At 56.8% G+C, this 19,405-nt stretch carries 19 protein-coding genes; 12 read left to right on the forward strand and 7 right to left on the reverse strand.

Going from position 1 to position 19,405, the window contains the following annotated elements; translation table 11 throughout:
* Positions 1 to 213: 213 nt before the first annotated feature.
* The gene (locus AAZT04_RS16865) at positions 214 to 1,134 is read right to left on the reverse strand and encodes a LysR family transcriptional regulator (RefSeq protein ID WP_020828429.1); all 921 of its coding nucleotides are present in this window, start codon (positions 1,132 to 1,134) and stop codon (positions 214 to 216) included.
* A 153-nt stretch (positions 1,135 to 1,287) separates the two neighbouring features.
* On the opposite strand from AAZT04_RS16865, the gene AAZT04_RS16870 reads away from it, so the two are divergent.
* On the forward strand, positions 1,288 to 2,940 hold the full coding sequence (locus AAZT04_RS16870) for a multidrug ABC transporter permease/ATP-binding protein (RefSeq protein ID WP_115058119.1): 1,653 nt from the start codon (positions 1,288 to 1,290) through the stop codon (positions 2,938 to 2,940).
* Positions 2,941 to 3,236: 296 nt separating this feature from the next.
* Complete coding sequence (locus AAZT04_RS16875) at positions 3,237 to 3,350, forward strand: YmiA family putative membrane protein (RefSeq protein WP_020828427.1); 114 nt, start codon at positions 3,237 to 3,239, stop codon at positions 3,348 to 3,350.
* 174 nt (positions 3,351 to 3,524) lie between these two features.
* On the opposite strand, the gene AAZT04_RS16880 is transcribed toward AAZT04_RS16875, so the two are convergent.
* Positions 3,525 to 4,745 (reverse strand): CynX/NimT family MFS transporter, encoded by a 1,221-nt coding sequence (locus tag AAZT04_RS16880; protein WP_129941031.1) that lies wholly within the window; start codon positions 4,743 to 4,745, stop codon positions 3,525 to 3,527.
* 513 nt (positions 4,746 to 5,258) lie between these two features.
* Here AAZT04_RS16880 and agaR point away from each other — a divergent pair.
* The 6 genes from agaR to agaF are packed head-to-tail and all read left to right on the forward strand — an operon-like array spanning position 5,259 to position 9,939.
* Complete coding sequence (gene agaR / locus AAZT04_RS16885) at positions 5,259 to 6,032, forward strand: transcriptional repressor AgaR (protein WP_012146552.1); 774 nt, start codon at positions 5,259 to 5,261, stop codon at positions 6,030 to 6,032.
* A 23-nt stretch (positions 6,033 to 6,055) separates the two neighbouring features.
* Positions 6,056 to 7,339: a D-tagatose-bisphosphate aldolase, class II, non-catalytic subunit gene (locus tag AAZT04_RS16890; protein WP_046372742.1), complete on the forward strand. Its 1,284-nt coding sequence runs from the start codon at positions 6,056 to 6,058 to the stop codon at positions 7,337 to 7,339.
* 1 nt (position 7,340) lies between these two features.
* A complete protein-coding gene (agaV, locus tag AAZT04_RS16895) occupies positions 7,341 to 7,817 on the forward strand; it encodes a PTS N-acetylgalactosamine transporter subunit IIB (protein ID WP_044553202.1) in 477 nt (158 codons plus the stop codon).
* Between the two features lie 14 nt (positions 7,818 to 7,831).
* A complete protein-coding gene (gene agaW, locus AAZT04_RS16900) occupies positions 7,832 to 8,611 on the forward strand; it encodes a PTS N-acetylgalactosamine transporter subunit IIC (protein ID WP_020828422.1) in 780 nt (259 codons plus the stop codon).
* Complete coding sequence (locus AAZT04_RS16905) at positions 8,601 to 9,494, forward strand: PTS system mannose/fructose/sorbose family transporter subunit IID (protein WP_046372743.1); 894 nt, start codon at positions 8,601 to 8,603, stop codon at positions 9,492 to 9,494. Before agaW ends, AAZT04_RS16905 begins: the two co-directional genes overlap by 11 nt.
* A gap of 10 nt (positions 9,495 to 9,504) precedes the next feature.
* The gene (gene agaF / locus AAZT04_RS16910; protein ID WP_129941029.1) at positions 9,505 to 9,939 is read left to right on the forward strand and encodes a PTS galactosamine/N-acetylgalactosamine transporter subunit IIA; all 435 of its coding nucleotides are present in this window, start codon (positions 9,505 to 9,507) and stop codon (positions 9,937 to 9,939) included.
* Between the two features lie 39 nt (positions 9,940 to 9,978).
* Here agaF and AAZT04_RS16915 read toward each other — a convergent pair whose 3' ends face one another.
* The gene (locus AAZT04_RS16915; RefSeq protein ID WP_261287232.1) at positions 9,979 to 11,715 is read right to left on the reverse strand and encodes an ABC transporter ATP-binding protein/permease; all 1,737 of its coding nucleotides are present in this window, start codon (positions 11,713 to 11,715) and stop codon (positions 9,979 to 9,981) included.
* Between the two features lie 191 nt (positions 11,716 to 11,906).
* Here AAZT04_RS16915 and AAZT04_RS16920 point away from each other — a divergent pair, with 191 nt between their 5' ends.
* Complete coding sequence (locus AAZT04_RS16920; protein ID WP_334647911.1) at positions 11,907 to 12,614, forward strand: tetratricopeptide repeat protein; 708 nt, start codon at positions 11,907 to 11,909, stop codon at positions 12,612 to 12,614.
* Between the two features lie 49 nt (positions 12,615 to 12,663).
* Here AAZT04_RS16920 and AAZT04_RS16925 read toward each other — a convergent pair whose 3' ends face one another.
* Positions 12,664 to 13,314, reverse strand: coding sequence for a DsbA family protein (locus tag AAZT04_RS16925; protein WP_434681027.1), 651 nt, complete (start codon positions 13,312 to 13,314; stop codon positions 12,664 to 12,666).
* 77 nt (positions 13,315 to 13,391) lie between these two features.
* Positions 13,392 to 14,276 carry an MBL fold metallo-hydrolase gene (locus tag AAZT04_RS16930; RefSeq protein ID WP_020828416.1) on the reverse strand — a complete coding sequence of 295 codons (885 nt, stop codon included), beginning with the start codon at positions 14,274 to 14,276 and terminating at the stop codon, positions 13,392 to 13,394.
* 108 nt (positions 14,277 to 14,384) lie between these two features.
* On the opposite strand from AAZT04_RS16930, the gene AAZT04_RS16935 reads away from it, so the two are divergent.
* Both AAZT04_RS16935 and AAZT04_RS16940 read left to right on the forward strand, forming a co-directional pair.
* Complete coding sequence (locus AAZT04_RS16935) at positions 14,385 to 15,293, forward strand: LysR family transcriptional regulator (RefSeq protein ID WP_142814505.1); 909 nt, start codon at positions 14,385 to 14,387, stop codon at positions 15,291 to 15,293.
* A gap of 317 nt (positions 15,294 to 15,610) precedes the next feature.
* Positions 15,611 to 16,765 (forward strand): MFS transporter, encoded by a 1,155-nt coding sequence (locus AAZT04_RS16940; RefSeq protein ID WP_046372746.1) that lies wholly within the window; start codon positions 15,611 to 15,613, stop codon positions 16,763 to 16,765.
* Here the strand turns inward: AAZT04_RS16940 and AAZT04_RS16945 are convergent.
* On the reverse strand, positions 16,755 to 17,678 hold the full coding sequence (locus tag AAZT04_RS16945; RefSeq protein WP_046372747.1) for a LysR family transcriptional regulator: 924 nt from the start codon (positions 17,676 to 17,678) through the stop codon (positions 16,755 to 16,757). The genes AAZT04_RS16940 and AAZT04_RS16945 overlap by 11 nt on opposite strands.
* Positions 17,679 to 17,804: 126 nt before the next feature.
* Between AAZT04_RS16945 and lysA the strand changes: the two genes are divergently transcribed.
* Positions 17,805 to 19,067 (forward strand): diaminopimelate decarboxylase, encoded by a 1,263-nt coding sequence (gene lysA, locus AAZT04_RS16950; protein WP_434681030.1) that lies wholly within the window; start codon positions 17,805 to 17,807, stop codon positions 19,065 to 19,067.
* A gap of 30 nt (positions 19,068 to 19,097) precedes the next feature.
* Here lysA and AAZT04_RS16955 read toward each other — a convergent pair whose 3' ends face one another.
* Complete coding sequence (locus AAZT04_RS16955; protein WP_149573996.1) at positions 19,098 to 19,400, reverse strand: helix-turn-helix domain-containing protein; 303 nt, start codon at positions 19,398 to 19,400, stop codon at positions 19,098 to 19,100.
* Positions 19,401 to 19,405 lie beyond the last annotated feature (5 nt).

Consider the following 19,405-nt stretch of genomic DNA (forward strand, 5'->3'; position numbering starts at 1 on the left):
AATGCTTAGGCGTGATGATTACGAAATGAGACTATTGGTATATGAAAGGTGAGGTTGTATTTATCTAAAAATCAATGAGTTGAATTTTCACTTAAGAAGTGGGTGGGGCTGGATCACATTAATTAGGCGTTAATTGACCATAGATTATCCCCAAAAATGACGTAATCCCTCGTCGGCATCTTACTGCTGGTGGGAATAATATTGTGATCGGCCTCAAAAATAATGGCTGATATTTTGATAGCCCGCGATGATATGTTCGATCAACAACCGGGTCTTTAAGGGTAAATTGCGGGTATAAGGGTAGACCGCGTAAACGCCTAATATCTTGCCACAGTGCCCGGACAAGACTTCTACCAGTGTTCCTGCCTGCAAATCCTCAAACACCATGCAGCGTGGCACCATGGCAATGCCATAACCGCCGATCGCCGCCTTGCGGATGGCCCGCGCGTTATTGGCCGACAAATTGCCTTTAACCTGTAGCTCATAAATTTCGCCGCCGCCCGGTGGCTTCATCAGCCAGTTGTCGGTACCACTTTCCTGATAGGTGTAGGTCAGGCAATTATGCTTGAGCAGATCATCGGACGAATGGGGTTCGGCATGCTGTTGCAGATAACCGGGCGAGCAGACTATTACCCATCGGGAGTCAAGAATGTGGCGTGCGATAAGGCTTGAGTCCGGCAGGGTACCGGTGCGGATCGCCAAATCTATCCCTTCGTTGACCAGATCGGCAAAGCGATTTTCCAGCCGCATCTCTACCTTCAGGTTCGGGTGCCGCGCACAAAATTCGGCCACGCTCTCACTGAGCAGCAACTCGCCAGAAATCGTCGGTACCGACATGCGGATGACGCCAGTCAACTCGTCGCTGTTTTCACTGACGACATTCAAAGCATCTTGAATTTTGGCGCTGATCTCTTTGGCCTGGCGATACAGGCTGCGGCCATTTTCCGTCAGCGTCAGGCTGCGCGTGGTGCGGTAAAGCAGGCGCGCGCCGAGGGATTTCTCCAGACGTCCGATACGCTTGCTGACCACCGAGCTGGTGATGCCGGCCGTTTCTGCGGCTTTGCTGAAAGAACCGCAATCAACAATTAAGGCGAACAGGATCAGATCGTTGGCATATTCATGTGTAGGCAGCATCAGTCTTGGTTTTCCTTGTCCCAGATCTCCAGCCAGTGTAAATCCTCTCGGGCAGGAATCAATCGTCGACGACAATATGAGAATTGTTATTGATATCACTTTTTGGCCGCTTACAATGCCTGCCATCTCAATATTTCAGGGTAAGGGTTTTTCATGGAGTTGCTACGGGTGGTTTACCGCCAATATCGCTGGCCGTTTGTGGCGGTAATGGCGTTGACCATGGCCAGCGCGGCATTAGGTATCGGCATCATTGCCTTTATCAACCTGCGGCTGATGACGGCGGCGGGCGATCCGCTGGCGGTATTGCCGGAGTTTCTCGGGTTGCTGGCATTGCTGATGGCTGTGACGCTGGGTTCGCAGTTGGCGCTGACCGCCTTGGGCCACCACTTCGTGTTTCGGCTCCGCGGTCAATTGGTGAAGCGGATCATGGATACCCATATTGAGCGGATCGAGCAGCTTGGCAGTGCGGCATTGCTGGCGAGCCTGGCCAGCGATATTCGCAATATTACCCTGGCTTTTGTGCGTTTGCCCGAACTGGTTCAGGGGGTGATATTGACGTTGGGGTCGGCAGCTTATTTGGGCTGGCTGTCGCCGCAGATGCTGGCGGTGACGGCCATTTGGGTCGCGGTGACGGTGTTTGGCAGCGGGTGTCTGGTATCGCGGGTCTATCGTCACCTGACCAACGTGCGTGAATCTGAAGAGCGACTCTATCAGCACTATCAGTCAGCCATTGACGGCCGCAAAGAGCTGGCGTTGAACCGCGATCGTGCCAAAGCGCTTTACCGCCAGGCCTACCAGCCGGATGCCGAAGAGTATCGCTATCATATTATTCGTGCTGATACCTTCCACCTCAGCGCGGTGAACTGGTCGAATATCATGATGCTGGGCGCGATAGGCCTGGTGTTCTATATGGCCAACAGCCTGGGCTGGGCCGATACCGCCGTGGCGGCGACCTATTCACTGACGTTGCTGTTCCTGCGCACGCCGTTGCTGCAGGCGGTGGGAGCATTCCCTACGCTTATCAGCGCAGAAGTGGCTTTCAACAAGGTCAAATCCTTACGGCTCGCCGACTATCAAGAGGAATTTCCGGCGGGAACGACCAAGGCCTGGCAAACCTTGGAGCTGCGTGAGGTGATGTTCCATTATGGCGCGACGGAAGAAAAGGCCGGATTCGCCGTGGGCCCGCTGAATTTGACGCTGCACCGCGGCGAATTGGTGTTCCTGATTGGTGGCAATGGCAGCGGAAAATCGACGCTGGCCATGCTGCTGACCGGACTGTACCAACCGGTCAGCGGGCAGATACTGCTGGATGGCATTGCGCAGAATCCGGCGGACATGCATGACTATCGCCGGTTGTTTTCCGCCATTTTCACCGATTTTCATCCGTTCCAGCATTTGCAGGGGCCTGAGGGCGAGCAGCCGGATGCTGAACTGGTGGAAAGCTGGCTTCATCGCCTGAACATGAAAAACAAGCTGGAGTTTGACGGTCTTCGGGTGACTAATCCTCAGTTGTCCCAGGGGCAACGCAAGCGTCTGGCGCTGTTGCTGGCGGTGGCCGAAGAGCGAGATATTCTGCTATTGGACGAATGGGCGGCGGATCAGGATCCGCAATTCAGACGCATCTTTTATCGTGAGCTGCTGCCACAACTGCGCGCACTGGGTAAAACGGTGTTTGCCATTAGTCATGACGATCATTACTTCGAACACGCGGACCGCCTGTTGCAAATGCGCGATGGGCAGCTTAGCGAATTGACCGGCAGCGATCGTGAACACGCCAGCAGGGACTCCGTTTCCCATATTGATTAATGCCAAGCGGGCTGCTAACGCCGCCCGCATCGCTGATACAGCGCAAAAACGGCCAAATACCACAGAGTACCGCCTCTCAATACAGCCGTTTGGACTGGGCTGCCACTGGCTAATGCAAGCCAGTATTTATCAGGAATAACCTTGTTAATCATAATGCTTTGTCGACACCCCTCCCTTTCCATGTACGCCAGTAGCAGGTTTTTTTGAAATATCCATAGTAATAAACTACTTTATTGATCGTTTAAATAGATCAATAATTCATTTTTAATTAGTTTAATCTATTGGATGGGGCGACTGTGATAAGCAAGGATGACGCGGATATCAAACGTAAAGCTTGGCTGTGCGTATTTATCGGCTGCGGGATATTTTGGTTGGCCGTCGCCGTCGTGATTTATTGGCTGTTTATTTAGGAAATAGAGTGATGGAAAAAAAACGCGTAAAGCGCACAGGGGGCGACCGGGGTCAGAGTCCGGCCAAAATCCCCCCTTCCTGGCAGTTGACGAGAGAACAACGGGATTTCATTAACGACCTCTGGCAGGACGATGCCAGGGAGCCAGGGCCGGAACACTCGCTTCCTCCTGAGGTTAACGAATAACTTGATTGCGCCCGGCCAACATGCCAAACAGCATTTGCAACAGTGTCAGGCACAGCAGAACCATCAGCGGCAATCGCCAGCCCTGAGTCAGATCGTGTAACAAACCGAACAGCGTGGGTCCCAGCGCCGCCAACAGATAGCCGACCGATTGCGCCATGCCCGACAGCTGCGTGGCCTGATGATGATGGCTGCTGCGCAGGCCAAAGAAGGACAGTGCCAGCACCAAAGAACTCCCCGCCCCCAGCCCGGCAAAAATCAACCACACCAAAGAGTAACCCGGCAGCAGCAGCAGACCGGCGACGCCGATAAAAATCAGCAGAGAACTGCATAGCGCGATGGCGCGCTGATCGCGGGCGCGCGGCAGAATAAACACCATGACAAAGTTGGCGGCGATCGCTACCACCTGGTAAATAAACAGCTCAAAACCGGCCTGTTGCGGCGACGTGCCATGGCTGGCGGCGAAGGCGCTGAACCAGCCGATAATGGTGTAAAAGGTTATGGACTGTAAGCCCATAAACAATGCCACCTGCCACCCGAGTGCACTGCGCCACGGAGAGCGGGCCGATACCGGCTGAGTTTGCAATGCGTGACTGGCTGTCAAGGCGGGTGAGCGGCGCAGTTGCGGCAACCAGACAATCAGCGCCAATAGCGCTGGCAGGCTCCAGCACAGCAGGGAAAAACGCCAGCCGAGATTGTTCAACGCTGCCAGCGGCACGGCCAGCCCTGAGGCGGTTGCGGCTACCAGTGACATGACTGCCGCATAGGCGGCAATCATGGCGGCGGCTCGGCTCGGGAAGTCGCGTTTCACCAGCGTGGGAAGTACCACGTTGGCAAAGGCGATGGCCGCACCGATCAAAATACTGCCCAACCACAACATGCCGGTTTGCGGCATCGAGCGCAGCAGAATACCAATCACCAGCAACAGCAATGCCATGCCCAGCGTACGCTCAATGCCGATGCGCTTCGCCAGACCGGGCGTGACCGGCGACAGCACGGCAAACAGGATTAGCGGCAGTGAATTAAGCAGGCCAGCCGAGGTGGCGGAAAGCATCAATTGCTGCTGGATTTGTTCCAGCAGCGGGCCCACGCTGGTTAATGCGGCGCGCAAGTTGGCAGCGACCAGCATAATGCCGGCAACCAGTAACAAGGGGTGACGTAAACGGCTGCGCTTTGTTGCGGCAGACGTTGGGGTTACAGCGGATTGGGGCATTAGTTCCTCGCACCAGGGCATGCAGTCAATCAATTCTGCACGGCATGATGCGTTGATTGACGTTAACGCTTACGTACCGGCAGGGGCCGATATCTGCGCGCAAGTGTAGGGAAGAACCCCTGGCCTGACAAGGGGCCGATTCAGCAGTGCGCAAGCCTTTCCCCTGCCGCAAGCGGCACGCAGAATACGCATAATTACGATTATGTGATCCCGATCACCCGGTGAACTAAAAGTCGGCCAACCTGGTCGTTGCGTGGACGCTTTCGTTCTGCGCATTGCGGCAGGCTTCTCACCCCGGCTACCGCGCTCGCCCTGACATTTCATTTTGCCTTTCGCTGCGGCAATTAATTTTCACTTCATTTCGATTCGAAAGGTTTTTAGCCACTTTTTCTGCTAAAACAGCGCTGTAACCGCGATCACAATTTCATTGCTTTCGCTTTGCTGTAATGCCTGCGCAGTAGAGCGAAAGCCATCTTCTCCCCGGCCTTGCCGGAAACCTGAGGACCGCAGCTCATGCCAGTGAATACAGCAAAGCGCCGTGAACACATTATCGATCTGTTATGCGAACACGGCAGCGTTCGTGTGGAGCAGCTCAGCAAACAGTTTGCAGTATCCACGGTGACGATCCGCAACGATCTGCGCTTTCTGGAACGAAAAGGGTGTGCGCTACGGGCCTATGGCGGCGCAATGCTCAATCAGCAATTTGCCTTCGATCGTCCACTGCATGACAAAGGACGGTTGAACCGCGATGTGAAGTCGCAGATCGCAAGCGTAGCGGCAAGCTATGTGCGTGATGGCGACGCGCTGATCCTCGATTCCGGTTCCACCACCACCCAGATAGTGCCGTTCCTGAAAGGACGACGCGATCTGGTGGTGATGACCAATGCGCTGAACATTGCCTATGAGCTTTCCGGTAATGATGGGGTGGAGGTGATGGTGTTGGGCGGCAGCGTGCGCCGTAATTCTTACTCGCTCTACGGTCCGGCTGCCGAGCAGCAATTGCGCCAGTACCGTTTCGACAAACTGTTTTTGGGCGTCGACGGTTTCGATCTGGTTGCCGGTATCACCACGCCTCACCCTGGAGAGGCACACCTCAACCGCGTGATGTGCGAGGTGGCGCGCGAGATTATCGCCGTGGCGGATGCCAGCAAGTTTGGTCGCAAGAGCTTTTGCATGATTCGCGAAGCCGGACAAATTCATCGGCTGATTACCGACAGCCTTCTTCCGGACGATTACGAGCGGGCGTTAACCGAGTTGGGCGTGGAGGTAGTCATCGCCGATCGGTAGTACGGCGCCTGCGTGGGGGATTCATGCAGCAGTTGTTACAGCTTGTTGAGCAGCACAAGGCCGGTAAACCGGTCGGGATCTTTTCCGTTTGTTCCGCTCACCCCTGGGTGCTGAAAGCGGCCCTGCGGCAGGCCAAAACGCGCGGTACGCCGGTACTGGTCGAGGCCACCTCGAATCAGGTCAATCAGTTTGGCGGCTACACCGGCCAGACGGCGGAACAGTTCCGCGACGCCTTGTGGCAATTGGCGGACGAGGAAGGGTTGGCACGCGATCGTTTGTGGCTGGGAGGCGATCATCTCGGTCCCAACGCCTGGCAGGATCGGCCGGCAGAAGAAGCGATGCAGTTGGCGGAAACGCTGATCGACGATTATGTTCGCGCCGGTTTTCGCAAAATCCACCTCGATTGCTCCATGTCCTGCGCTGGCGATCCTTTCCCTTTAAATGATGAAACCGTCGCTGCCCGTGCGGCACGTTTGTGCGCCATTGCTGAACGCGCCTGGCAGCAAAGCGGCGGTGAGCCGCCGGTGTATGTGATCGGAACCGAAGTGCCGGTGCCGGGCGGCGCGCAAGAGGCGTTGGAAGGTATGCAGGTCACCACGCCACGGGCGGTGCAGCAAACGCTTGAAATCCATCGCCTGGCCTGGCAGCAAGCCGAACTGGTCGATGCCTGGACGCGAACTATTGCGCTGGTGGTGCAGCCGGGCGTTGAGTTTGATCATCACAGCGTGGAGCACTATCAACCGCAACGGGCCCATGAACTGAGCCGCTTTATCGAACGGCAGCCGGGCATGGTGTACGAGGCGCACTCGACGGATTACCAACCGCCGCAGGCCTATCGACAGCTGGTGGGCGATCATTTTGCCATCCTGAAAGTCGGCCCGGCACTGACTTTCGCACTGCGCGAAGCGCTGTTCGCACTGGATCACATTGAACGTGAATGGCTTGGCGAGCACCAATCGGCGCAGCTGTGCGCCACGCTGGAGCAGGTCATGCGCGAACAGCCACAGCAGTGGAGCCGTTACTACCATGGCAACCCTCATCAGCAGTATCTCGATCGCCACTACAGCCTGAGTGACCGGGTACGTTATTACTGGCCGCAACCACAGGTGCAGCAGGCGGTAGATAGCCTGATCGACAACTTGCGCCGCCATCCGGTGCCGCTAGCGCTGTTGAGCCAGTATCTGCCAGACCAGGCGCGCGCGCTGAATGCCGGGGAACTGAGCAACGACCCGCAGGATTGGGTAATGCATAAGGTGACGCAGGTGCTCGACGACTACCATGCCGCCTGTTATCCGGAGGTGCGTTGAAATGCCGAATATCTTGATGACTCGTATCGATAACCGACTGGTGCACGGCCAGGTCGGCGTCACCTGGACCAATACTCTGGGCGCCAATCTGGTGGTGGTGGCCAACGATGAAGCGGCAGCCGATCCTGTGCAGCAGAACCTGATGGATATGGTGGTGGCGGAAGGGGTACAGACGCGCTACTTCACGCTGCAGAAAACCATCGACGTGATCCACAAGGCGGCGGATCGACAGAAGATCTTTTTGGTATGCAAAACGCCGCAGGATGTTTTGCGGCTGGTGCAGGGCGGGGTGCCGATCCGCTTCGTGAACGTCGGCAACATGCATTTTGCCGAGGGTAAGCGTCAGGTGCATAAAACGGTCTCGCTGGATGAAAGCGACGTCGCCGCTTTTCGCGAGCTGGCGGCGCTTGGCGTTGAATGCGAGGTACGCCGGGTGCCGGATGAAGCGGGTGAGGCGGTCGGCAAGCTGCTGTTCTGAGTTCGGGGGAAATCATGTTAACTGATGCGTTATTGATTGCACTGTTGGCCGGGCTGGCGGGGGTCGATCTGTTTGACGGACTGACCCACTTTCATCGCCCGGTGGTGCTGGGGCCGCTGGTCGGCCTGATTTTGGGGGATGTGTACACAGGTCTGCTGGTGGGCGGTACGCTGGAATTGGTATGGATGGGCATGGTGCCGCTGGCGGGCGCCCAGCCGCCAAACGTGGTGATTGGCGGGGTGATCGGCACGGCGTTTGCCATCCTGACAAAGGCCGATCCCAAGGTGGCGATCGGCGTGGCCGTGCCGTTTTCTATCGCGGTGCAGGGCTGTATTACGCTGCTGTTTACCCTGTTTTCACCGATGATGCACCGCTGCGATCGGATGGTGAAAGAGCTGAACTGGCGCGGTATCGAACGGGTGAATTATCTCGGCATAAGCATCCTGTTCGCGTTCTATTTTGTCGTGGCTTTTTTGCCGATTTATTTCGGTGCCGATGCGGCCAGCGCCATGGTGCAAAAAGCACCGACCTGGCTGCTGGACGGCCTGGCAGTGGCGGGTGGCATGATGCCGGCGATCGGTTTCTCGCTGTTGATGAAAGTGATGATGAAAAAAACCTACGTGGCTTATTTCATCCTCGGCTTTATTTCCGTCACCTTCCTGAAACTGCCGATCCTGGCGGTGGCGCTGGGGGCACTGGCGATCGCACTGATCGATTTCTTTAACAGCCAACGATCCGGGGCGGACACGCCCAAACCGTCCGTACAACAGGAGGATGCTGAAGATGGCATTTAATGATTCCGACGATCTGCTGGCGCAAAAAGCGGAACAGCGTATGGCGCAGGCCCTGGCGACCAGTCAGGTAGACCAGGACGATTATGTCGACAGCGAGCCGGCAGAGGCGCTGACCCGTGGCGATATCAACCGCATGGCATGGCGTTCCTTACTGCTGCAGGCGTCGTTCAACTACGAACGTATGCAGGCCGGTGGCTGGCTTTATCAGTTAATTCCAGGATTACGCAAGATCCATCGCAATCCGCAGGATCTGGCCAATTCGATGAAGATGCACATGGAGTTTATCAACGTGCACCCGTTCGACGTCACCTTCCTGTCTGGGTTGGTGCTGGCGATGGAACAGAACAAGGAGAAGATTTCTACCATTCGTGCGGTAAAAGTGGCGCTGATGGGGCCGCTGGGCGGCATTGGCGACGCGCTGTTCTGGCTGACGCTACTGCCGATCTGCGCCGGGATCGGCGCCTCGTTGGCGCTGGAAGGCAGCCTGTTCGGGCCGATCGTCTTCCTGTTGCTGTTTAACGTTTTTCACTTCGGCTTGCGGTTCGGGCTGGCGCATTATGGCTATCAGGCCGGCACCAGCGCCTTGGCGCTGCTGAAAACCCATACCCGACGAATATCACACGCCGCCTCGATTGTCGGCATGACGGTGATCGGCGCACTGGTGGCTTCCTATGTCCATCTTTCCACCCCGTTGGTGATGCATGCCGGCAAGGCCAGTGTGGCGTTGCAGACCGACGTGCTGGACAAACTGATGCCTAATCTGTTGCCGCTGTGCTTTACGCTGCTGATTTTCTTCCTGATGAAGCGAGGGTTCTCGCCGGTGAAGCTGATTGGCGTGACGGTGGTGATTGGCGTCGTGGGCAAATTTATCGGTTTATTGTGAGGAAAGGGCGATGCCAGGCATTGTGATTACCGGCCACGGCAGCTTTGCCAGTGGCCTACTGCAGGCGGTAGAACAGGTGGTGGGGCCGCAGCAAAATTGCGTCGCGGTCAATTTCCCGGAGCAGATGAGCACCGCTCAGTTAAGGGGCGCCCTTAATGCGGCGCTAACCGAAGTGGCGCAGGCGGACGGCGTGGTGTTTCTCACCGATATGCTCGGCGGATCGCCGTTCCGCTGCGCCAGCGAACTGGCGGACCAGCGCGGTGATTGCGAAGTGCTGACCGGGGTAAACATGCAGCTGGCAGCGGAAATGATGCTGGAACGCGATGGGCTAAGCCTGGATGAGTTTCGCGAAGTGGCGTTGGCGTGCGGCAAACGTGGGCTGACCAGCCTGTGGCACGAAAGGCGTCGGGTGAAATGCGAGGACGTTCAGGCCGATGGCATCTGAGTAAAGCCGGGCGCAACCGTACAGGCTGCGCCCGGGTACTTAGCCGGCAACCGGCAATGGGCTGAGTGCCATGCGTGCCGGTTGGCTTTCTTCCGCGCGGCTAAAGCGCCAGCAGCTTTGATGATATTTCGCCACGCTGTTGCGGTGCGCCACGCTAACCAGCGTCACATCCGGCAATTCATCCACCAACAGGCAGTACATCAGTTGCTCGGTTTCGTCGTCCAGCGCGCTGGTGGCTTCGTCGAGGAACAAAATGTCCGGGCGGGTCAGAATCGCACGGGCGAAGGCTAATCTCTGCTGTTCACCTGGAGACAGGCGTTGGCTCCAGTTGGCGCTGGTATCCAGCCAGCGCTGAAGGTGTTTAAGGCGGCAGTTATCCAGGGCTTTCAGCAGCTGTTCATCGCTGTACTCGGCGGCAAGATGCGGATAGCTCAGCGCCTCTCGCAGCGTACCGATTGGAATATAACTGCGTTGCGGCAGGAATAACGTACTGCTGGCGGCGTCGAGCCCAATCGCACCGGAACCATACGGCCAGATACCGGCAATGGCGCGCAACAGGGTTGATTTACCGCAGCCGGAGGGGCCAACGATCAGCACCCGATCGCCACGTTTGAGCGTCATTGAGGTCGGCTCCATTAAGCGTTGACCGTCCGGCAATTGCAGGCTGAGGCGGTCAAGGACCATCGGCTGTTCATTCTCCGGCTGCAATTGAATGCCGCGCTGTTGATGGTGTACCTGATCCACGGCGGCGTTAAAACCGGCCAGACGGTTAACGCAGGCTTTCCAGGTGGCCAGATCGGTAAAGGCATCGATGAACCAGGACAGAGCGCCCTGTACTTGCCCAAAAGCGGAGGCAATCTGCATCATTCCACCCATTTGGATGGCACCGGAAAAATAGCGTGGAGCGGCCACCAGTAGCGGAAAGACAATGGCGAATTGGCTGTAGAAATTGGAAGCAATATTGAGCCGCCGGGTAATGCGCATGATCGACCACCAGTTGGCACGGATGGCTTCAAAGCGCCCGCCCAACTGCTGTGCTTCATGCGGCTCGCCGTGATACAGCGCGATGGCATCATTATTTTCGCGGATGCGGATCAGTCCAAAACGAAAGTTCGCTTCATAGCGCTCCTGATTAAAACCCAGTTGTACCAAGGGTTTGCCGACCCACCAAATCAGCAGTGATCCCAGTCCGGCGTACAGCAAAGCGAACCACACCATATAGCCGGGCAGGGTAATAGCGTGCTGGCTGATGACAAAGGTAATAGGGCCACTGACATGCCACAGGATGGCGATAAAAGAAAACAGCGTCACCAGGCTGGACAGTAACCCCAACGAAAGCGACAGCGTGTATTGGGTCAGCACGTTGAGATCCTCGGCGATACGCTGGTCCGGGTTATCGACGATTTGCTGCTGTTCGGTATGGTAATACGCCTGATGCGCCAGCCATTTACCCATGAATTTTTCGGTCATCCAGCGCCGCCAGTGCATCTGCAGGCCCTGTGTCAGGTAAATTTTAAACACCGCCAATACGATGAAAATCAGCGCCAGATAGGTAAAGCGCCACAGCTGCGCCTTGAATACCGGGTAATTTTTATTTTGCAGCGCGTCGTAAAACACTTGGTTCCACTGGTTGATCAGCACGCTGATGTACACCAACCCCAGTGACAAGGCGATGATGGCGATCAGCATCGCCCAGGCCCGCAGTTTCTCCTCCGAGACCCAGAAGGGTTTAATCAGTTGCCAGACGGCGTGTTTGGGTGTGGGGATAGCGTTCATGGACTCTCGCAGGTTTAATCTTTTTTTCAGCATGGGCCGGGGACAGGTAACAAACAAACGTTGACTGTAAGCAGTTTTAACGCCGCTAACCGTTTGAAATATCGCGGCTGAATCGTCAGGGGTGATGCGGTGGCGGTTGGCGGTTATACTGGCGCCGAAATTTGGCTCGTTTACTGCGGAAAGGATAAGTGATGAAGGCGTGGGTTCCCCTGCTGTTGGCCTATGGTGCGCTTGCCTGCGACCAGGCGATGGCGCAGATTGACGAGCCGGATATTGATGCCGATTGTCACAAGGTCGCAAGCTATGCCGAGTTGGGCAAAAATGCCTATCAGCGTGGCGATTACCCACGCGCCGCAGATATTTTCCGCGATCAGGCCGCCTGGAGTGAGTTCTGCGGTTTGGACAGCCAGGCAACGGCCACTGCTTATAACAACGTAGCGCTGGCGCTGATACACGCGGGCGAGCTGCTTAAGGCGCGTGCCTATTTAGAATTGGCACCACAAGACAGCAAGTCCCAACATAATCTCAAGCTGTTGCAGGAGCGGCTGGCGAAACGAACGCCACTTACCGGGCCGGGCGGAGTGTATTGGCAATATGCCGGGCGTGGCGTCTGGAGCGAGGTTGAGGTCAAGCCGCAAGATGGCCGCTGGCTGATCGTTTACTCTGGATATTACATGCCGCAGATGGGGTTGTATTACGGGCCGAATATGGGGGAGTTCACTCAGACGTTGCCGATAGAGCACGGCAAAGCAGTATACCGTCAGCGGGAACCTGAAGATGTGATGGCGTGCGATGTGGCGATGCAGTTCGGTAGCGATGGTCTGGACATGCACACCCAGGGCGATTGCGGGTTCGGTTTTAACGTGCGTGCGGAAGGGCACTTTGTACGGGTTGAATAATCAGCTCCGGGCATCCAATACTTTGAACACCCGGCAGCCGTAACAGGTATTAGGCCCAGGCAGCGGCGCCGCTCAATAACTCTTTCCAGGCCTCAACGTTGCCCAGATAGTTGCCCGCCGGGATCTGGCGCAGCTGGCCTTCGCTGTCTTGCAGAGCGAAAGTTGGGAACCCCTGGCCCTGAACCTTGGCAAGCAATGCCCGGCTTTGCGCGATGTGCTGCGCGGTTGGCGCACCGGCGTTAAACCGCATTTCGGCGATAAACGGAGCAGAGGGCAAGCCCAGCTCTTTTGCCAGGGCTTCCAGCACCGGCGTGTCGGCGATACGGCGACCTTCCTGGTAATGCGCTTCCTGAATGCGGTGCAGCATATCCAGCCCGCGTCCCGCCAGCGCTTGCGCTGCCAGTATGGCGGTAATCGGCGGCTCCGAGTCCATCACTGCCGTGGTATCACGCAACAATCCATTGAAATAAGCTTCGCCAAAGGGTTGGCCGGTTAACTCCGCAATGCGCTTGTCATGCGGGATCACATAATTGCGCCATTCATCCGTGATTTGGCGGCGGTTGTTGCCGGTCATCATGCCGCCGGCGTGCAGGGCGATGGTTAGCCCTGGAATGGTTTTGGCCGCCTTCACCAGCGGGGCTGCGCCATAGCACCAGCCACACAGCGGATCGAAAATGTAGTGCAGAGTCGTACCGGTCATGTCTTTTCCTCGTTATACCCGCCGCCTTTGCGGCGGCCGGGTAGCAGTAACGCTTCGGCCTGGGTGTTTCGGCGTGCTTATTGCGGCCACTTCATTTCGCCTTTCAGCACTTTGGCGCTCAGTTCCAGGCTGGATTCGTCTTTCAGATCCGGGTAATGCTTTTTCATTGCCGCCACCAGTGCCGCAGAATCTTTGGCTTTTGGCAGTTCAGCCTCCAGCGTGGTCAGGTAGTTCTGGGTAAAGGTGACAGACTTCAGCGTCTGGTCTGCGCCCGGCAGGAAATGGCCAGGGACCACGACTTCCGGTTTCAACGCTTTGATGCCTTCCAGCGTTTGCTGCCAGTGCGCGCGGGATTCAACGGTTTGGTTATCGGCAATCCACGGATGGATATTGTCGCCGGCTACCGGCACACCGCCCACGACCGCTTTCAGCGCTGGGATCCACACGTAGGTGCGTTCCGGCGTCGGGCCGGTCAGGCCTTTCACTTCCACTTTCTGGCCGTCTACGGTGAAGCTGTCACCCTGCAACGCCTGAGGCACCACCACCGCTTTCGGCGCGTTGTCCTTCAAGATTGGGCCCCAGTACGCCACTTTGCCGTCTTTGGTGGCATTGATTTCTTCAATGGTACCCGGTGACGCGATGATTTTAGCCTCAGGGAATGCGGCTTTAATGACGTCCAGACCAAAATAGAAATCAGGATCTGAATGGCTGATGTATACGGTGGTCAGCTTCTTGCCGGTCGCCTTGATCTTTTTCACCAGGGCTTCCGCGTCGTTACGCTGGAACTGGGCGTCGATCAGTGCGACTTCGTGTTTGCCGCTGATGATTTCGGAAGACACCGGGAACACGCTTTTCTCACCTGGGTTATACACTTCCATCGTCAGGGTGTTGGCGGCGGTAGCGAAGGTGCTTACTGTGGCGATGCCGGCAAAGGCCAGGGTCAACAATGATTTCTTAAACATGGGTAGAGGTCCTTGGGATGCGATTAATGTTGTATAGATGTTAGGTTGCATAAAGCGATAGAAAAACCGGATAATGAGCAACTATTCATTGCGTAAATCGGACGAATCATGGATCGCATTACCGCTGCTGAGGTTTTTATCACCATCGTCGACCGTGGCAGCATGATTGCCGCCGCGGAAACGTTGGAAATGTCGCGGGCGATGGTGACGCGTTATCTGGCACAAATGGAGCAATGGGCCGGCGCGCGTTTACTGCATCGCACTACTCGTAAGCTTAGTCTGACTGACGCCGGTGAGCGCACGCTGGAACGCTGTCGACAGATGCTGGCGCTGGCGGGCGAAATCGATTTGGTCGAAGGGGAGCAGAGTGACGAGCTGCGTGGCCTGTTACGCATTACCTGTTCACAATCGTTGGGCCAGACGGCGCTGGTGGGCGCGGTGGCGCAATACCTGAAACGCCATCCGCAGGTTGCAGTGGATCTGCAAATGAACAATCGCACGGTGAATCTGGTGGAGGAGCGTATCGATCTGGCGTTACGCATCACTAACGAATTGGATCCCAATCTCATCGCCCGGCCATTATCTTCCTGTGCTTCCGTGGTCTGCGCTTCCCCGGCCTATCTGGCGGCGCACGGCACGCCGCGTCATCCGCAGGATTTGGCGCTGCATAACTGCCTGACTTATTCCTACTTCGGTAAAAGCCTGTGGCATTTTGACCTTCAGGGCGTGAAGTCGGCGGTCGCGGTCAGCGGCAACCTGAGCGCCAACGAATCGGTGGTGTTGATGGCGGGCACGGTACAAGGCGCGGGTATTTCCATGCAGCCTTACTATTCTGCAGCCCCTTTACTGGGCAGTGGCGAACTGATTGAGCTGATGCCGGATTACCGGCCCCAGTCGATGGGGATTTACGGTATCTATACCTCACGCCGCCAGATGCCGGCGACATTGCGCACCATGTTGGACTTTTTGGTGGAGTGGTTTGCCCACGATCCGGATTGGCAGGCGACGCTGCGCTGATAGCGTTAACACACGGGTAACATTTTTACACATTTTTCATCATCAGCGCATTCAACCAGTTAGCGAGCCAGGCATGGCTTTTTGTGCGCAGCGGCCGTTTTGCCACTGGTTTTTACGCGGGATTGCGTGCTATTTCTGTAACGTGAAAAGCGCGAATAAGACTTAATAATTATAGGGTTAAGCAGTTAACCCCGCTCTTTGAACACCCTCTCTGACCCTTTTTCGCGGGCAGCCTGCCGGGCTGCCCGTCAATTTTATGTGTTTTTACCGGCCCCGAGTGCCTGACACCGGGGCTTTGTTGACTGGGAGCTTTCCGCATGCCTGTTTCTCTGCTCGCACTGGCATTAAGTGCATTCGCTATCGGCACCACCGAGTTTGTGATCATGGGGTTGCTGCCTGAAGTGGCGGGAGATCTGCAGGTCTCCATTCCTTCTGCCGGCTGGCTGATCAGCGGCTATGCCCTTGGCGTGGCTATCGGTGCACCCATCATGGCCTTGCTGACCGCGAAGCTGCCGCGCAAAAAAACGCTGTTGCTGCTGATGGTGATTTTCATCTTCGGCAATATTATGTGCGCCCTGGGGTACAGCTATGACTTCCTGATGCTGGCGCGCATTATCACCGCCTTGTGCCACGGCGCCTTCTTCGGTATTGGCGCGGTGGTTGCGGCCAATCTGGTGCCGCCAAACCGCCGGGCTTCTGCCGTGGCATTGATGTTCACTGGCCTGACGCTGGCAAACGTGCTCGGCGTGCCGCTGGGTACCGCTCTGGGTCAAGCGCTGGGTTGGCGTTCGACGTTCTGGGCGGTGGCGGTCATTGGCGTGCTCTCTCTGTTGGCGCTGTACAGCAAGCTGCCCAGCGTGAAGGACGAGGCCCCGACGGATCTGAAAAAAGAGCTGGCGGCGTTGCGCGGCGGCGGTATTTGGCTGTCATTGCTGATGACCGTGGCCTTTGCCGCATCGATGTTCGCGCTGTTTACTTATATTGCCCCGTTACTGACCGAGGTGACGGGTGTTTCTTCTCATGGCGTCAGTTGGACGCTATTGCTGATGGGGGTTGGTCTGACGCTGGGCAACATCCTGGGTGGGCGTTTGGCGGACTGGCGCTTGCCGTTGACGCTGACCTGTACGTTCCTGGTGATCGCCTGCTTTGCGGCATTGTTCAGTTGGACCAGCCATTCGATGGTACCGGCTGAAATTACCCTGTTCCTGTGGGCCGCTGCGGCGTTCGCCGCCGTACCGGCGCTGCAAATCAACGTGGTGACCTACGGTAAAAAGGCCCCAAATCTGGTGTCCACGCTGAACATTGCCGCGTTCAACGTCGGTAATGCGATTGGTGCCTGGGTCGGCGGTGTCGTGATAGCGCAGGGGTTGGGCTTGACCAGCGTACCGCTGGCCGCTGCGGGGATCGCGTTGCTGGGTCTGGTACTGTGTCTGGTGACGTTCAGCCGCGCCAAGCGCCCGGCTAGCGCGTAATCACGGCGGCCAGACGGGCGGGCAGCGTTTGTGCCTGTTGCTGCAAATGTTGAGTAAAGGCCGTGACCAGCGCCGACGACGGGCGGTGCAGCGGCCGGATCAGGCTAACGGTAAAGGGCACGTCAACGCTGAATGGCCGTATATGCACACCGTTGTTGGCGTAGTCCAACGCCGTTAGCGGATTGACTATCGATACCCCCACGCCGGCTTTGACCATGGCGCAGACCGACGCTGCGCTGTGGGTTTCCATCACCAGCCGGCGGTTAACCCCTTCCTCACTGAACAGCGAATCCAGCAGTTGGCGATAGCTGTCGGTGTTCGACAGGCTGATAAAGTTTTGTCCGGCAAAATCCTGCGGCGTCAGCCGCTTTTTCGCCAGCAGCGGATGCCCGGCCGGCAAGACACACACTTCGTTCAGCGTCATCAAGGTCATTCGCTCGGTGCCCGCCGGAGTCAGGGTATTTTCCGTCAGGCCCAAATCGTGGCGCTGCGCCGATAACCACTCTTCCAGCAACGGTGATTCCTGCGGTATCACGCTGAAGCTGACCTCCGGATAGCGATCGATAAAGGGTTTGCACACCGCCGGCAGCAGCGATTGTGAAAATACCGGCAGGCAGGCAATCGAAAGCTGCGCCTGCTGGAACTGGCGGATACCGGCGGCGGCATTGACGATGCGATCAAGGCCGTAATAGGAACGTTGAACCTCTTCCAACAGCCTCAGGCCCTGTACCGTGGGGGATAACCGCCCGCGTACCCGTTCGAACAACTGCAGTTGGATCAGTTTCTCGAAGCGCGCCAGCTCGCGGCTGACTGTGGGTTGCGAGGTCTGTAGCAGCGCGGCGGCTTCGGTCAGATTGCCGGTCGTCATCACCGCATAGAAGATTTCAATCTGGCGCAGGGTTATCGCGTGCATCGGCTGATTCCATCATGAGCAAAGCCATATCATAAATGAATAGACTCTGGCTAAATAGATATTTTCCACCCGAGAAAGAGTGCGGCAATATTGAGGGCATACCATTTTCGAACCGGGAACATCACTATGCCACGCGCTTTGCACGACACTTCTACCGCTCTTAACGCCGCTAACCTATTGGCGCTGCCTCAGCGCTTTGGTTGCCCTGTGTGGGCCTATGACGCAGCGATTATCAGCGAGCGCATCAGCCAATTGCGGCATTTTGACGTGATCCGTTATGCCCAGAAGGCCTGCTCGAATATTCATATTTTGCGCCTGATGCGTGAGCAGGGCGTCAAGGTGGACTCTGTGTCGTTAGGCGAGATTGAGCGTGCGTTGCAGGCCGGTTTTCAGCCGGGTGGCGAACCAAGCGAAATCGTGTTTACCGCCGATGTGCTCGATCACGCGACTCTGGCTCGCGTCAGCGAATTGAAAATCCCGGTCAACGTCGGTTCGATCGACATGCTGGAACAGCTGGGGCAGGTCTCTGCCGGGCATCCGGTGTGGCTGCGCATCAATCCAGGTTTCGGTCACGGCCATAGCCAGAAAACCAACACCGGCGGTGAGAACAGCAAGCACGGTATTTGGTATGCCGACTTACCGCAGGCGGTGGAAAAAATTCAGCAATACGGTCTGACGCTGATTGGTGTGCATATGCATATAGGGTCGGGGGTGGACTACCAGCATCTGGAGCGCGTGTGTGACGCCATGGTGCAACAGGTGATCGACCTCGGCCAGGACATCAGTGCGATTTCTGCCGGAGGCGGGCTGTCGATCCCCTATCAGTACGGCGAAGAGGCGATCGATACCGAACACTATTTTGGTTTGTGGAACAGCGCCCGCGAGCGTATTGCCGCACATTTGGGTCATCCGGTGAAGCTGGAGATCGAACCGGGCCGTTTCCTGATGGCGGAAGCCGGTGTGCTGGTCGCCGAGGTACGGGCAGTGAAAGACATGGGCAGCCGGCACTTTGTGCTGGTGGATGCCGGTTTTAATGATTTGATGCGTCCGGCAATGTACGGCAGCTATCACCACATATCCCTGCTGCCGGCCGACGGTCGCGATACCGCACATCAGCCACTGCGTGAAACCGTGATTGCCGGACCGCTGTGTGAATCCGGAGACGTCTTTACTCAGCAGGCCGGGGGCGGTATTGAAACCCGCGAGCTGCCGCCGGTGCAGGTTGGCGATTATCTGGTGTTCCATGACACCGGTGCTTATGGCGCGTCTATGTCTTCAAACTACAATAGCCGCCCGCTGCTGCCGGAAGTGCTGTTTGAGAACGGTGAACCGCGCCTGATCCGTCGTCGCCAGACCATCGAAGAGCTGATTGCGCTGGAAATGATCTGATGCTTTTGGGCGCAGTTTGCTGCGCCCATTTTACAGCGTCATCCGTCGATGCTGGCCGTTCGGGAGCTGAACTTCCAGCGATAGCGTTCCCCCCATGGCTTCGATATAGCGTTTGAGTGAAGAGAGTTTAATTTCGCTGCCGCGTTTTTCCAGGTTTGCGACCGAAGGTTGGCTGATACCAAGCCGCTTGGCCAGTTCCACCTGAGACACCGCCAGTTCTTCCCGAAGCATTGCCAGCCGCAGTTCAAAAATTTCTTTGTCCGCTTTCTGTTGCGCAGCTTCAACTACGGTGGGATCGAGTTTGTCGATCAGATCTGATAAGGGTTTGGCCATTTACG

Source organism: Serratia sp. Je.1.23.a (assembly GCF_051129805.1).
Lineage (GTDB): Bacteria > Pseudomonadota > Gammaproteobacteria > Enterobacterales > Enterobacteriaceae > Serratia > Serratia liquefaciens.